The sequence below is a fragment of the Brevundimonas vesicularis genome (assembly GCF_044807075.1).
Lineage (GTDB): Bacteria > Pseudomonadota > Alphaproteobacteria > Caulobacterales > Caulobacteraceae > Brevundimonas > Brevundimonas vesicularis_G.
On the sequence record NZ_CP085234.1, the window covers coordinates 2937223 to 2950440 of the forward strand.

At 67.1% G+C, this 13218-nt stretch carries 13 protein-coding genes; 9 read left to right on the forward strand and 4 right to left on the reverse strand.

Annotation, left to right across the window (positions count from 1 at the left end; genetic code table 11):
* Positions 1-56 precede the first annotated feature (56 nt).
* A complete protein-coding gene (locus tag LG306_RS14770; RefSeq protein WP_404416059.1) occupies positions 57-278 on the reverse strand; it encodes a DUF1289 domain-containing protein in 222 nt (73 codons plus the stop codon).
* Positions 279-434: 156 nt separating this feature from the next.
* Between LG306_RS14770 and LG306_RS14775 the strand changes: the two genes are divergently transcribed.
* On the forward strand, positions 435-587 hold the full coding sequence (locus LG306_RS14775; RefSeq protein WP_404416060.1) for a hypothetical protein: 153 nt from the start codon (positions 435-437) through the stop codon (positions 585-587).
* A 116-nt stretch (positions 588-703) separates the two neighbouring features.
* On the forward strand, positions 704-1501 hold the full coding sequence (locus tag LG306_RS14780) for a crotonase/enoyl-CoA hydratase family protein (protein ID WP_404416063.1): 798 nt from the start codon (positions 704-706) through the stop codon (positions 1499-1501).
* Between the two features lie 23 nt (positions 1502-1524).
* Here LG306_RS14780 and LG306_RS14785 read toward each other — a convergent pair whose 3' ends face one another.
* Genes LG306_RS14785 through LG306_RS14795 form a run of 3 tightly spaced genes read right to left on the reverse strand, consistent with a single transcriptional unit; the run spans position 1525 to position 4488 of the window.
* Positions 1525-2529 (reverse strand): HlyD family secretion protein, encoded by a 1005-nt coding sequence (locus LG306_RS14785; RefSeq protein WP_404416065.1) that lies wholly within the window; start codon positions 2527-2529, stop codon positions 1525-1527.
* A 34-nt stretch (positions 2530-2563) separates the two neighbouring features.
* Positions 2564-3319, reverse strand: a complete 756-nt coding sequence (locus LG306_RS14790; RefSeq protein ID WP_017505116.1) for an ABC transporter ATP-binding protein — start codon at positions 3317-3319, stop codon at positions 2564-2566.
* Positions 3316-4488 carry an ABC transporter permease gene (locus LG306_RS14795; protein WP_404416068.1) on the reverse strand — a complete coding sequence of 391 codons (1173 nt, stop codon included), beginning with the start codon at positions 4486-4488 and terminating at the stop codon, positions 3316-3318. Before LG306_RS14795 ends, LG306_RS14790 begins: the two co-directional genes overlap by 4 nt.
* Before the next feature lie 213 nt (positions 4489-4701).
* Between LG306_RS14795 and LG306_RS14800 the strand changes: the two genes are divergently transcribed.
* The 7 genes from LG306_RS14800 (at position 4702) to LG306_RS14830 (ending at position 13218) form a co-directional block, all read left to right on the forward strand.
* Positions 4702-6795, forward strand: coding sequence for a S46 family peptidase (locus LG306_RS14800; RefSeq protein WP_404416070.1), 2094 nt, complete (start codon positions 4702-4704; stop codon positions 6793-6795).
* 171 nt (positions 6796-6966) lie between these two features.
* Positions 6967-9045 (forward strand): S46 family peptidase, encoded by a 2079-nt coding sequence (locus LG306_RS14805; RefSeq protein WP_404416072.1) that lies wholly within the window; start codon positions 6967-6969, stop codon positions 9043-9045.
* Positions 9042-9551 (forward strand): GNAT family N-acetyltransferase, encoded by a 510-nt coding sequence (locus LG306_RS14810; RefSeq protein ID WP_404416074.1) that lies wholly within the window; start codon positions 9042-9044, stop codon positions 9549-9551. Before LG306_RS14805 ends, LG306_RS14810 begins: the two co-directional genes overlap by 4 nt.
* Before the next feature lie 46 nt (positions 9552-9597).
* Positions 9598-10173 (forward strand): TetR/AcrR family transcriptional regulator, encoded by a 576-nt coding sequence (locus tag LG306_RS14815; RefSeq protein ID WP_137722195.1) that lies wholly within the window; start codon positions 9598-9600, stop codon positions 10171-10173.
* Positions 10173-11870 carry an MFS transporter gene (locus tag LG306_RS14820; RefSeq protein ID WP_404416077.1) on the forward strand — a complete coding sequence of 566 codons (1698 nt, stop codon included), beginning with the start codon at positions 10173-10175 and terminating at the stop codon, positions 11868-11870. Before LG306_RS14815 ends, LG306_RS14820 begins: the two co-directional genes overlap by 1 nt.
* A gap of 13 nt (positions 11871-11883) precedes the next feature.
* Positions 11884-12990 carry an HlyD family secretion protein gene (locus tag LG306_RS14825; RefSeq protein ID WP_404416080.1) on the forward strand — a complete coding sequence of 369 codons (1107 nt, stop codon included), beginning with the start codon at positions 11884-11886 and terminating at the stop codon, positions 12988-12990.
* Between the two features lie 51 nt (positions 12991-13041).
* On the forward strand, positions 13042-13218 hold the full coding sequence (locus LG306_RS14830; protein WP_404416083.1) for a hypothetical protein: 177 nt from the start codon (positions 13042-13044) through the stop codon (positions 13216-13218).

Here is a 13218-nt window from a genome sequence, read left to right on the forward strand (position 1 = left end):
AGCGTTTGGATGGGGTGAAACGACGTGGCTGACGAAAGCTTAAGCCGCGAACCGCGCTAGCCCAGCTTGGCCGGATCGACCTGACTACGGCGCGACGGCAGGTCGGCCATGACCGCCGCGCGTTCGGCGTCGGTCAGCGCCCTCCAGCCGGCGATCTCCTTCAGGGTGCGAAAACAGCCCAGACACAGGCCGCTCTCGCCATCGACCGCGCACACCATGATGCAGGGCGTGGCGATGGCCCTGGGCGGTCTGGGCCGGCTCGGGGTCGTCGCGCTCATTGTGACACAGTGGCGAAAATCACTCCGACTCCTGACGAATAAAGTTGCAAATTCACGAAACTGTCTTATATTGTCCGATGACGCGAAACGACTGACGGTGGAATCCCATTGGTACGACGCGTCTCTTTTCATCGTTCTGCGAAAGGAGACGCCAAGATGAACGATAAGGAGCGTAACCTCCAACACGCCATGATGTCCTTCGCCCTTTGGGGCGGGATGCTGGTCAACAGTCGGCACATGCCGTCGAACTCGGGCCGGGTGATCAGCCATCCGTCCAACTTCGTACCCTATACGATCAAGAAACGCTGACGGCCCGCTCGGCCCTCAGCCTGAAGAAGCCCCGGTTTCGCCGGGGCTTTTGCAATTCCGGGCTTGCCTGACGCGGCGTTCGCGGTCGATGACGGGCGCGAAGACGGAGACGATGCATGGGCCTGATCACCGAAGAGAAGCGGGGGGCGATCTTGATCTGGACGCTGGATCGCGAGGCGCGGCTGAACGCCCTGCCCGATCTGGGCGACGGCGACGAGGTCACGGCGGCGTGCGAGCGGGTCAATGCCGATCCGTCGATCCGCTGCGTGGTCCTGACCGGCGCCGGGCGGGCGTTCTCGGCCGGCGGCGACCTGACGGCGATGCGAGACAGGCGCGACCTGTTCGAGGGTTCAGGCGCCGCCATCCGCGAACGCTATCGCCGCGTCGTCCACCGGATCGTGCGGTCTCTGTATGGGCTCGAGGTTCCACTGATCGCCGCCGTCAACGGGCCGGCGATGGGGCTGGGCTGCGATATCGCGGGGCTCGGGGACATCCGCATCGCGTCTGAGCGCGCCAGCTTCGGCGTGCCTTTCTTGAAGCTGGGCATCATTCCCGGCGACGGCGGATCGTGGCTGCTGCCGCGCAGCATCGGCTACGCCCGCGCCGCCGAACTGCTGTTTACCGCCCGCTCCATCGACGCCGCGACGGCCTCCGAATGGGGGCTGGTCAATCGCGTGGTCCCGCACGACAGCCTGATGGACGAAGCCCTGGCCGTCGCCGCCCAGGTCGCGGCCCAACCGCCCCAGGCCCTGCGCATGGCCAAGACCCTGCTGCGCCAGGGCCGCGACACGACCTTCGACCAGATGCTGGAGATGTCGGCGGCGATGCAGGCTCTGGCCCACCTGACCGAGGACCATCAGGAAGGCGTCGCCGCCGTGCTGGAAAAGCGGCCCGGCGATTTCAAAGGAAACTGAAACGGGGCCGCTGATCCGACGTCTTATTTCGTCTTCATGGCCTGGTTCGGCCCGACGCCGGCGGCGACGGCGCGTTTGGCCCCGGCGGTCTCGCCCGGCTTCATGAACTTGACCAGCACCCGCTGTCCGATCAACAGGGGCGCATCGTCGGCCGAGGCGACCACTTCCACCACCCGCTCATCGCTGCGCTGCGAGGGGTCGTCAGAGGCCAGCTTGCGCGCGCCGAACACGGCGGCCCGACGCATGACGGCGCCGATATAGACCTTGCTGGCGTCGCCCTCGGGGCTGATTTCGACGGCCTGGCCGTCGGTCAGGTTCGGCAGGTCGCTCTCGACCACCTCGGCACGGACGATGCGCGGCGCGTCGGGCTCAAGGTCGAACATGTTGGAGACGTTCAGGGTCGAGGCGCCGGCGCCGGGGTTGGCGTAGCGGCGTACGATCCGGCCGCTGGTCGGGGCGCGGATGACCGTCAGTTCCTGATTGTAGCGGGCCTGATCCAACTGTGCCCGCGCGGTCTGGACGGCGGCGACCTGCGACCCGAGACGGGCCTGGGCGGTGGCGACGGCGTCCTGGGCCTGGTCCATGCGCTGGGCGGCGACGAAGTTGGTGGCGACCAGTCGTTGCAGACGCTCCTGCTCGCGCTGAGCGGTGCGGATGTCGACGCGGATCTGGGTCAGCTGGCTTTCGGCCTGGCTGACGGCGGCGGCGGCGGCCTGTACCGCCAGACGCGCCTCGTCGTCTTCCTGACGGGCCAGGATCTGACCGGCGACGACGCGATCGCCTTCCTGAACCAGAACGTCACGGACGATGCCGCCGCGACGGGCCGCGATCTGGATGATGCCGCCCTCGACGTCGACCTTGCCGTTGGCGATGGCCGCATAGGGGCTGTCGACCTTGGTCGCCGCCGCCTTCTCCTGCTCGGCCTTCTTGGTCTTGGCGGCGGACTGGAACAGCATGAAGCCGACCGCCAGCACGACCACCAGCAGCAGGCCGATCCAGGTGCGTTTTTTCTTCAGAAAGCCGGGCATTGGCGTGTCGTCCTAAGGGAAATCGTCGTGTCGGTTAGTGGGACGCCAGGATGGCGTTCGGATCGGGGATGCGGCGCTGGTCGTCCAGGATCTTTCCGTCCTCGATGTGGATGACCCTGTCGGCCCAGGCCTCCAGGCGCGGATCGTGGGTCACGCAGATGACGGCCGCGCCGTGTTCGGTGGCGGCGCGGCGAAGCAGCTTGATGACCACTTGTCCGTTTTCGCCGTCCAGGGCGGAGGTCGGTTCGTCCGCGAACAGGATCTTGGGATCCTTGGCCAGTGCGCGCGCGATGGCGACGCGCTGCTTTTCACCGCCCGACAAAGCCGCCGGCCGCTGGTGCAGACGGTGGCCCAGGCCGACTTCTTCCAGGGCGATGGTGGCGCGCTTCTTGGCCTGCCCCGCGGTCAGCCCCTGGAACTTCAGCACCGTCTCGACCTGCTGCAACGCCGTTAGCGACGGGAACAGATTGAAGCCCTGGAAGATGAAGCCGCAGTTATCCAGGCGGAACTTGTCGATCCGGCCCGAGGACAGCTTCCACAGATCGTCGACATCCAGCGCGTCAACCCGGCCCTCTTCGGGCTTCAGCAGGCCAGACAGGGCTGCGATCAGGGTGGACTTGCCCGAGCCGGAGGGCCCCATGACCATGGTCAGATCGCCGTGGCGCGCATCGAAATCGACGCCCTTCAGCACATCGACCCAGGCCTTGCCGGACTTGAACCGCTTGACCAGGCTTTTGGCCTCGATGGCGAAGTCGCCGTGCTTGCCGTGAACCTTTGTATGAACGTTCATCGCAGCAGGTCCGCCGGTTGGCTGTTCTTGAGGATGCCCAGCGACAGCAGGCCGGACACCATAGCGATGGCGATCAGGCCGATGCCGACGACGATCAGCAGCGACAGCGGCAGAGCGATGATCACCGCCCCCATCATCGCCAGCAGCGAGACGAGCCAGGTCAGGACGATGGCCGCGATGACGCCGACGACGCCGACCCAGAAGCTGAGCTCGACCACGATCCGACGCAAGGCCCCCATGCTGACGCCCAAGGCCCGCAGAGAGGCGAACTCCTTGATATTGGCCATGATGGCGCCGCGCAGGGTCTGCCAGGTGATGGCCACGCCGATGATGATCCCCAGCACGACGCAGCCGCCGATGATGATGACCAGAATGCCTTCCTCGAACATGGCGCCGGCGTTGGCGTCGGCCAGTTGCTGCTTGGTCCAGGCCTTCCACTGACCGTTGCCCATGGCGTTCAGCTGGGCCACCACGACGGGCGCGCGGGCCGGATCGCGCAGCTTGACCATCAGCGGACCGACGCGCGGGCCGGTGTCGGCCTGGCCCAGCATCCGCAGCGTGTCGCGCGACATGACCACGCCCGGCTGCATCATATTCGGATAGCCGCGCGTCACCCCGACGATCGTGACGGTCTGACCGTTGTACAGCGCCTTGTCGCCCAGCTTCACGCCCAGGGTCGTCAGGGCCGTCTCGTCGACCGCCACGGTGTAGGGTTGGCGCAACGCATCGACCAGTTCCTGCGAATAGTCGGTCGGGATGGTCACCGAGCCGGGACGGGTATCGATGATGCTGGCCTGGACGAACTTCTGACGCGGCGCGCCCTGCGACGCATTGTCCGCCTGGCTCTTGGTCGGATCGACTTCCTTGATGTTCTGGAAGGTGCCCCCAGCGCCGTCCAGCGGCATGACCTCGACCACCTCAGGGTGATTGTAGGCTAAGGGGATAAAACGGCGCGGCACGCCCGACGGCCCGCCGATCAGGCTCTTGGCGCCTGGCTGCATGATGAAGATGTCGGCGTTCGACCGTTCGATGGTCGCGGTGAACCCCTTGCCGATGCCGATGAAGACGCCGGTCATCGCCAGGACCAGAAGCCCCGACAGGGCCAGGGCCATGACCGCCGCCATATAGCGGCGCCACTCGAACAGCAGTGTTGATAGCGCAAGCGACATTGTCGTCGATAAACCCCCGGTACTTGCACCTATCTGACCGTGCGCCTCCTCACCGCCAAGTTAAATCGGGGTAAGGCTTGTAAGAGCTGTCATTGCGGGTTCGAAATCAGGGGATTAAGGGCCTTACAGCCTCTTGGCGCCGCCCCTTCGTCGGCGCTAGTTACAACATAACAGATGGGACAGGCCGTCCCACGCTCCGGGAAACACGCCTTCATGTCCTTGCCCTCGCTTCGTCTCACCGCCTCGCTGGCCGCGCTCGGCGCCGCCACCGCCGTCCTGTCCGCGCCCGCGACCTCCGCCCGCGCCGACGAGGGCATGTGGACCTTCGACAACTTCCCCATCGCCACGGTGAACGAGAAGTACGGCACGAACATCGATCAGGCCTGGCTGGACCGCGTGCGCAACGCCGCCGTCCGCCTGCAGGGCTGCTCGGCGTCGCTGGTGTCGAGCGAAGGCCTGGTGCTGACCAATCACCACTGCGTCGTCTCGTGCGTTCAGGACCTGTCCACGGCCCAGAACGACTACGTCAAGAACGGCTGGATGCCCGCCACCCGTGAGGAAGAGAAGAAGTGCCCCGGCCAGACGGCCGAGATCCTGACCGACATCGTCGACGTCACCGACCGCGTGACCGGCGCCGGCGCCGGTCTTGAGGGCGCCGCCTTCGTCCAGGCCCGCGCCGCCGAGATCGACAAGATCCAGAAGGAGACCTGCGGCGACGATCAGAAGCTGACCTGCCAGGTCATCAGCTTCTACCGCGGCGGTCAGTACAAGCTCTACAAGTTCCGCAAGTACGACGACGTGCGCCTGGTCTTCGCGCCCGAGTTCCAGGCGGCCTTCTTCGGCGGCGACCCGGACAACTTCAACTTCCCGCGCTACGCCCTGGATGCCGGCTTCCTGCGCATCTACGAGGACGGCAAGCCGGTCGCCACGCCGAACCACCTGACCTGGAACGCCAATGCGCCCAAGGAAGGCGACGTCACCTTCGTCGCCGGCAACCCCGGCTCGACCCAGCGTCTGCTGACGATGGCCCAGCTCGAAGTCCTGCGCGACCAGCAACTGCCGATCACCCTGATCCAGTCGTCCGAACTGCGCGGCCGCCTGCTGGAATATTCGACCACCGGCGAAGAGGCCAAGCGCGTCTCGGTCGATCCGATCTTCGGCCTGGAGAACAGCTTCAAGGTCTATTACGGCCAGCAGGGTGCCCTGACCGACCCGGTCTTCATGGCCACCAAGCGTCGTGAAGAGCAGGAGCTGCGCCAGCGCGTCGCCGCCGACCCGGCCCTGGCCCAACGCATCGGCGATCCGTGGGCCGATCTGGAACGCGCCTCGAGCGCCCAGCGCGACCTATATCTGCCCTACCGCCAGCTTGAAGCCGCCGCCGGCCAGCGTTCGCAACTGTACAGCTACGCCAAGTCCATCGTGCGCGCCTCCAAGGAACGGGCCAAGCCGGTCGCCGAACGTCGCGCCGGCTATTCCGACGCCGACATCGCCGCCCTGGGCCGTCGCCTGGCGACCGAGACGCCGATCTCGACCGATCTGGAAAAGATCTTCCTGGACTTCTGGCTGTCCAAGACGCGCGAGTATCTGACGGTCGACAATGCGAACGTGAAGGCCCTGCTGGGCAAGGAAAGCCCCGAGCAGATCGCGGAGCGTCTGGTCGACGGCACGCGTCTGGCCGATCCCGCCTTCCGCGCCCGGGCCCTGGCCATGACGCCGGAACAGTTGGCCGCCTCGGGCGACCCGCTGATCCAGTTCGTGCTGGCCAACGACGATGCGGCCCAGGCCGTCCGCACCCAGTGGGAATCGGCGGTGTCCGGCCCGACCAGCCGCGCCGGCGAAAAGATCGCCCAGGCCCGGTTCGCGGTTTACGGGACCAACCTGTACCCCGACGCGACCTTCAGCCTGCGCCTGTCCTACGGCCAGGTGAAGGGCTGGACCTATCGCGGCGTGACGGTCGAGCCCTTCACCCAGATCGGCGGCCTTTATGAGCGCAACACCGGCGCCGAGCCGTTCAATGCGGCCGAGGACTGGCTGGCGGCAGAGGGCAAGGTCAACAAGTCGACCGTCTATGACTTCGTCTCGACCAACGACATCATCGGCGGCAACTCGGGCTCGCCCGTGATCAACGCCAAGGGCGAAGTCATCGGCGCCGCCTTCGACGGCAACATCCACTCGCTGGGCGGCAGCTTCGGTTACGATCCCGAGCTGAACCGCACGGTGACGGTCTCGACCGCCGCCATCACCGAGGCCCTGCGCAACGTCTACAACCAGCCGCGCCTGCTGCGCGAACTGGGCGTGCGTCGCTAAGCTGAAAATCCTTCTCCCCGCGGGGGAGAAGGTGGCTCGCGCAAGCGAGACGGATGAGGGGGCTGGTTGACCCAGGCCCCCTTTTTCCATTTTGAATGCGGACAGAGCCCCCTCATCCGAGCCCTCTGGGCTCACCTTCTCCCCCGAGGGGAGAAGGATCAGGAGTTTTCCATGCGCCCTCTTCTCCTCGCCTCCGCCGCCGTTCTCGCTTTCGTCGCCGCCAGCTCGGCCAGCGCCGAGGAAGGCATGTGGACCTACGACAACTTCCCCATCGCCCGCGCCAACCAGACGCTGGGGACCAATATCGACCAAGCCTTCCTGGATCGGGTGCGGCTATCGTCGGTGAAGTTCGGCGGCTGTTCGGCGGGCGTGGTGTCGGGCCAGGGTCTGGTGATGACCAACAACCACTGTGTCGCCACCTGCGTCGCCAACCTGTCCACGCCGCAGCAGCAATATGGCGAGACCGGCTTTACGCCCAGGACGCGCGAGGAGGAGCGCAAATGCCCCGGCGCCACGGCCGAGATCCTGACCGACATCTCCGACGTCACAGAGCGGATGCACAAGGCCGGCGAAGGGCTTGAAGGTCAGGCCTTCACCCAGGCCCGCGAGGCCGAGGCCGGTCGGATCGAAACCGAAGCCTGCGGAGCCGATCCCAAGATCCGCTGCCAGGTCGTCAGCCTGTACCGGGGCGGCCAGTTCAAACTCTACAAATACCGCAAATACAGCGATGTGCGCCTGGCCTGGGCGCCGGAAGACCGCGCCGCGACCTTCGGCGGCGATCTGGACAACTTCTCCTTCCCGCGCTTCGCCATCGATGCCGCCTTCATCCGCCTGTACGAGGACGGCAAGCCGGTCGAGACACCGATCCACTTCGCCTGGAACGCCGACAAGCCGACCGAGGGCGAGGCCGTCTTCATCACCGGCAATCCCGGCGCGACCCAGCGCCTGCTGACGATGGACCAGCTGGCCACCATCCGCGACGTGGTTCTGCCGCTGGATCAGTTGATCGCCTCGGAGCTGCGCGGCCGTCTGATCCGCTATTCCGAAGAGGGCGAGGACCAGGCCTTCATCGCCATGGACCCGATCGTCGGAGTGGAGAACACCTACAAGCGCGGTCTTGGCCGGATGCGCGCCCTGACCGACGCCCAGTTCATCCAGGCCAAGGCGGCGGCCGAGGTCGACTTCATGCAGCGCTACACCGCCGCCAACGGCAATGGTCCCGATCCGTGGGGGGCGCTGGAAGCGGTCCAGCCCATCGCGCGCGAACTCTATGCGCCGACCGCCCTGCTGGAAGGCGGCACGGGCCTGGGCACCACCTCGGTCGCCGGCGGATCGCAGCTGTTCCAGTGGGCCAAGGCCATTGTGCGCGGCGCGCAGGAGCGGGCCAAGCCGTCGGACCAGCGTCTGGCCGAGTTCGCCGACAGCCGCCTGCCGGGCGTCGAATCCGGTCTGTTCGCCGAGCGGCCGACCTATCCCGAGCTGGAGCAAATCCGGCTGGAATGGTGGCTGTCCAAGACGCGCGAATGGCTGACGGTGGACAGCCCCTATGTTCGCACCCTGCTCGGCAAGGAAAGCCCCGAAGAGCTGTCGGCCCGCGTCGTCTCGGGCACCAAACTGGCCGATCCAGCCGTGCGTCGCGCCCTGTGGACCGGCGGCCTGGCGGCGGTTCAGGCGTCGGACGATCCGATGATCCAGTATGTGCTGTCGATCGACGCCGACGCCCGCGCCGTTCGCACCGAATGGGAGAACAAGGTCAAGGCCCCGACCGACCGCGCGTCGGAACAGCTGGCGGCCGCCCGCTTCGCCGCCTATGGCGACGCCGTCTATCCCGACGCCACCGGCACCCTTCGCCTGACCTATGGCAAGGTCGAAGGCTCCGACGTGCCGGGCCAGCGCTTCGGCGCCTTCACCACCTTCGCCGGCCTGTGGGACCGCGCCACCGGCGCCGAACCGTTCAAGGTTGCGCCCAAGCTGATGGCCGCCAAGGACCGGATCGATCCGAACGCGGTGATGGGCATGGCCGTCTCGACCGACACCATCGGCGGTTCGTCCGGCTCGCCCGCGGTAAATGCCCGGGGCGAGATCATCGGGGCCAATTTCGACTCCACCGTCCTGACCCAGCGCAACGCCTATGGCTATGACCGCAGCACCAACCGCAGCGTGATCGTGACCACCCAGGCGGTGACGGTGGCCCTGCGCGACGTCTATGGGATGGATCACCTGCTGACGGAGCTGGGCGTTCGCCGTTGAGCCGGATCGCCTTTCGGGCGGCGACCCCAGCCGATGTCGCCGCCCTGCATCCGCTGATCGAGCGCGCCTATCGCGGCGACACCGCCAAGGCCGGCTGGACGCACGAGGCCGACCTGCTGTTCGATGATCGCACCAGCGCGGCGGAGCTGTCGGCCCTGATCGCCGATCCCCACCGGGTCATCCTGCTGGCCCATCGCGACGGCGCGCTGATCGGCTGCGTCCAGGTCGCCCGAGCCGGCGATGACCTGGCCTATCTCGGCATGCTGACGGTCGAGCCGACCTTTCAGGCGTCCGGCCTCGGCCGTCGTCTGCTCTCGGCCGCCGAAAGCGAGGCGATCGCGCGGTTCGGTGCGCGCCGCATGGAGATGACAGTCATTCACCGCCGAACCGAATTGATCGCCTGGTACGAACGACGCGGTTACACCCCCACCGGCGAGACCCGCCCCTTCCCCGTCGATCCGCCCCGACACGAGCTGGAATTCGCGGTGCTGGAAAAAGCGCTCTAGCCGCCCCTTGCAAAACGGACAGTCGTGTCCATTTACGCGCCTCACCATGACGCGCCCTGCCGAAAAACCTGTCCGCAAGGACGCCGCTCTGAACCGGGCGGCGGTGCTGGAAGCCGCGCGCGCGGTCTTCGCCGACCAAGGGCTGGATGCGCCCCTGGATCTGATCGCCGAACGGGCCGGGGTTGGGCGCGGCACCCTGTATCGGCACTTCTCCGACCGTACGGAACTGGCTCTGGCGGTGCTGGAGGCCGACGTCGCGGACCTGGGTCGGCGCACCGCCGAACAGGGCGATGATCCGCAGGCCTTCTTCTGGTTTCTGGACCGGCTGGCCGAGGACATGGTGCGCAATGCGGGACTGGCCGGCGTTGTGCGGAACGTGCGGTCGCCAGATGCGCTTACACCGTTGCGGCAGAGCTTGATGGAGGCGGGCGCCGCACCGCTGAAGCGGGCCCAGGCCGCCGGCCTGGTGAGGGAGGATCTGCGGCCGATGGACATCCGTCTGATCGCCACCCTGCTGGGCGCCGGCTTTCAGGGCGCGGACGAAGCCGAGCGCCAGGCTGTATCGCTGCGCACCCGCGCGCTTGTACTTGACGGCCTGAGACCCCGCGGAGGGCCGCGCTGATGGCCCGCAACAACTGGCACCTGCCCTGGGAACAGTATGTCGAGACGCTGAAGCCGCACGAGCGGCCGATGATGCCCGGCTCGCCCGCCACACCCGATCACCCCTGGCCGATGCGGATCCAGTACGCCCTGACCGGCCTGCTGGTCGCCATGGTCGGATCGCTGGGCAACGCCGCCGTCACCGCCAACATTCAGAACCTGCAAGGCTCGCTGGGGATCACGATCACCGAGGCCGCCTGGCTGCCGGTCATCTTCGTCATGACCAACGCCTGCATGAACCTGATCCTCGTCAAGTTCCGGATGCAGTACGGCCTGCGCCTGTTCACCCAGATTTTCCTGGGCGCGTTCGTGCTGGTCTGCGCTGCTCACCTGTTCGTCGACAACTATCAATCGACCCTGCTGGTCCGAGCCATCGCCGGCATGGCGGGCGCGGGCCTTTCCAGCCTGGGCTTTCTCTACATCATCCAGGCCTTTCCGGCGGCGCATAGGCTAAAAGGGCTGATCATCGGCATCGGCCTGGCCAGTTTCGCCGTGCCGATTTCGCGCTTGGTCATGCCCGGCCTGCTCCAGCTGGGCGACTGGCGCGCCTTCTATCTGTTCGAGCTGGGCCTATGCCTGGTCGCCTGGGGGGCGGTGCAGGTGGTCAAGCTGCCGCCGTCAGAGCGGCTGCGGGTGTTCGACCGGCTGGACTTTTTGACCTTCGCCCTGTTTGCGCCAGGCGTGGCCCTGTTGTGTGCGGCCCTGGGCCTGGGGCGCATCGTCTGGTGGACGCAGGCCGCCTGGATCGGCTGGGCCCTGATCGGGTCCGTCATCCTGCTGACCGCCGCCTTCCTGGTCGAACACAATCGCAAGAACCCGCTGATCAACACCCGCTGGCTGACCGGACCGGATTTGCTGCGCCTGTTCGGGGCGATCCTGCTGATCCGCATCGTGCTGTCGGAACAGACGTCCGGCGCGGTAGGCTTCCTGACCGTCGTCGGCCTGGGGCCGGATCAGCTTCACGGCCTGTTCGTCGTCATTCTGCTGTCGATGATCGCCGGCACCCTGGTCAGCGCCTTCACCCTGAACATGGAAAAGCTGAACAAGCCGATCGCCATCGCCCTGGCGCTGATCGCGGTCGGCGCCTGGATCGACAGCCATTCGACGGTGCTGACGCGCCCGGCGCAGCTGTATTTCAGCCAGGCCCTGATCGCCTTCGCTTCGGCCATGTTTATCGGCCCGGCCCTGATGATCGGCATCGTCAAGGTGCTGACCCAGGGCAAGCAGAACCTGATCAGCTTCATCGTCATGTTCAGCGTGCTTCAGAACGTCGGCGGTCTGGCGGGATCGGCCTTGACCGGGACGCTTCAGATCATCCGCGAGAAATACCATTCCAACCAGCTGGCGGCCGCGATTTCGGCGCTGGATCCGCAGGTCGCCTTGCGGCTGCGCCAGCTGTCGGGCGCCTATGCCTCGACGATAACGGACCCCGCGCTGGCGAACGCCGAAGGCGCCGTCCTGCTGGGCCGACAGGTGACGCAGCAGGCCAATGTGCTGGCCTACAACGACGTCTTTCTGGTCATCGCCGTGATCGCGGCCCTGGGCTCCGCCTGGGTGACCGTCACCCACCTGCGGCCACGCTGGAAGGCGCGCCGCGACGCCAAGAACAACAATGCAGACGCTGCGGTCCAGAGCGCCGCCGTCGCCGCCGCCGACTGAACCGAGACCCACAATGACCGACGCCGCCTCGCCCGCACCCGCCGCTTCCGCCCCGCAGGCGCCCGCCGCTGCTCCACCTGCGCCTGCTCCGAAGAAGAACGTCATGTGGACCGTCATCGCCGCCGGGGTCGCCCTGCTGGGCGTGCTGATGGTGCTGTACGCCTGGCAGTTGCCGCCCTTCCGGGGCGCGATCCAGCGCACGGACAACGCCTATGTGCGCGGCCAGGTGACGATCATCAGCCCGCAGGTGAACGGCTATGTCGTTCAGGCGCCGGTCCAGGACTTCCAGACCGTCCAACAGGGGCAGTTGCTGGCCCAGGTGGACGACCGCATCTATCGCCAGCGGCTGGAGCAGGCCGAGGCCAGCCTGCACTCAGCCCAGGCGGCCCTGTCCAACTCGGCCCAGACCCAGGCGTCGGCGCGCGGATCGGTGGCCCAGCAGCGCGCCTCCATCGCCGCCGCCGAAGCCACGCTGACGCGGGCCCAGGCTGACGCCAACCGCGCCCGCACCCTGAAGGCCGGCGGCTGGGTCGCCCAGGCCAATGTGGACGTCGCCGAAGCCGCCCTGCGCAGCGCCCAGGCCCAGGTCGCCCAGGCCCGCGCCGCCGAGGGCATCGCCCAGACCGGGGTCACCTCCGCCGTCGTCGGCCGCGACAGCCTGGCCGCCGCCGTCGAGAACGCCCAGGCCGCCGTGCGTCTGGCTCAGATCGACCTGGCCAACACCCGCATCGTCGCCCCCCGCGCCGGCCGTTTGGGCGAGATCGGCGTGCGCCAGGGCCAGTATGTGACCGCGGGCACCCAGCTGATGGGTCTGGTCCCGGACGTGGTCTGGGTCACGGCCAATATGAAGGAGACGCAGATGAAGAACATCCGCGTCGGCCAGCCGGTCGAGATCACCGTCGACGCCCTGGGCGGACAGACCCTGCGCGGCCATGTCGAAAGGATCGCCCCCGCCGCCGGATCGGAGTTCAGCGTCATTCGTCCCGACAACGCCACTGGCAACTTCACCAAGGTGGCCCAGCGCATCCCGGTCCGCATCCGCATCGACCCGAACCAGCCCGCCGCCGAGCGCCTGGCGCCGGGCATGTCGGTGGTAGCGAAGGTCAATACGGCCGGCTGACGGAACGCGCAGCTCCCCATCGCGCTACCTCTCCCAGCAACGGAGAGCACCATGGACCGCGAACAGACCAAGGGTCGTGAAGAGAACGGCGCCGATCCGGCCGGCAAGCCGGACGCTTTGACCACTGACAAGGCGACGAAGGCGGTCGGTCAAGCCGAGCGCCAAAGCGCAGGACCTGACGGCCCGGACGCCGCTGAGATCGGCGACACGTTCAAGCGCAAACCCTGA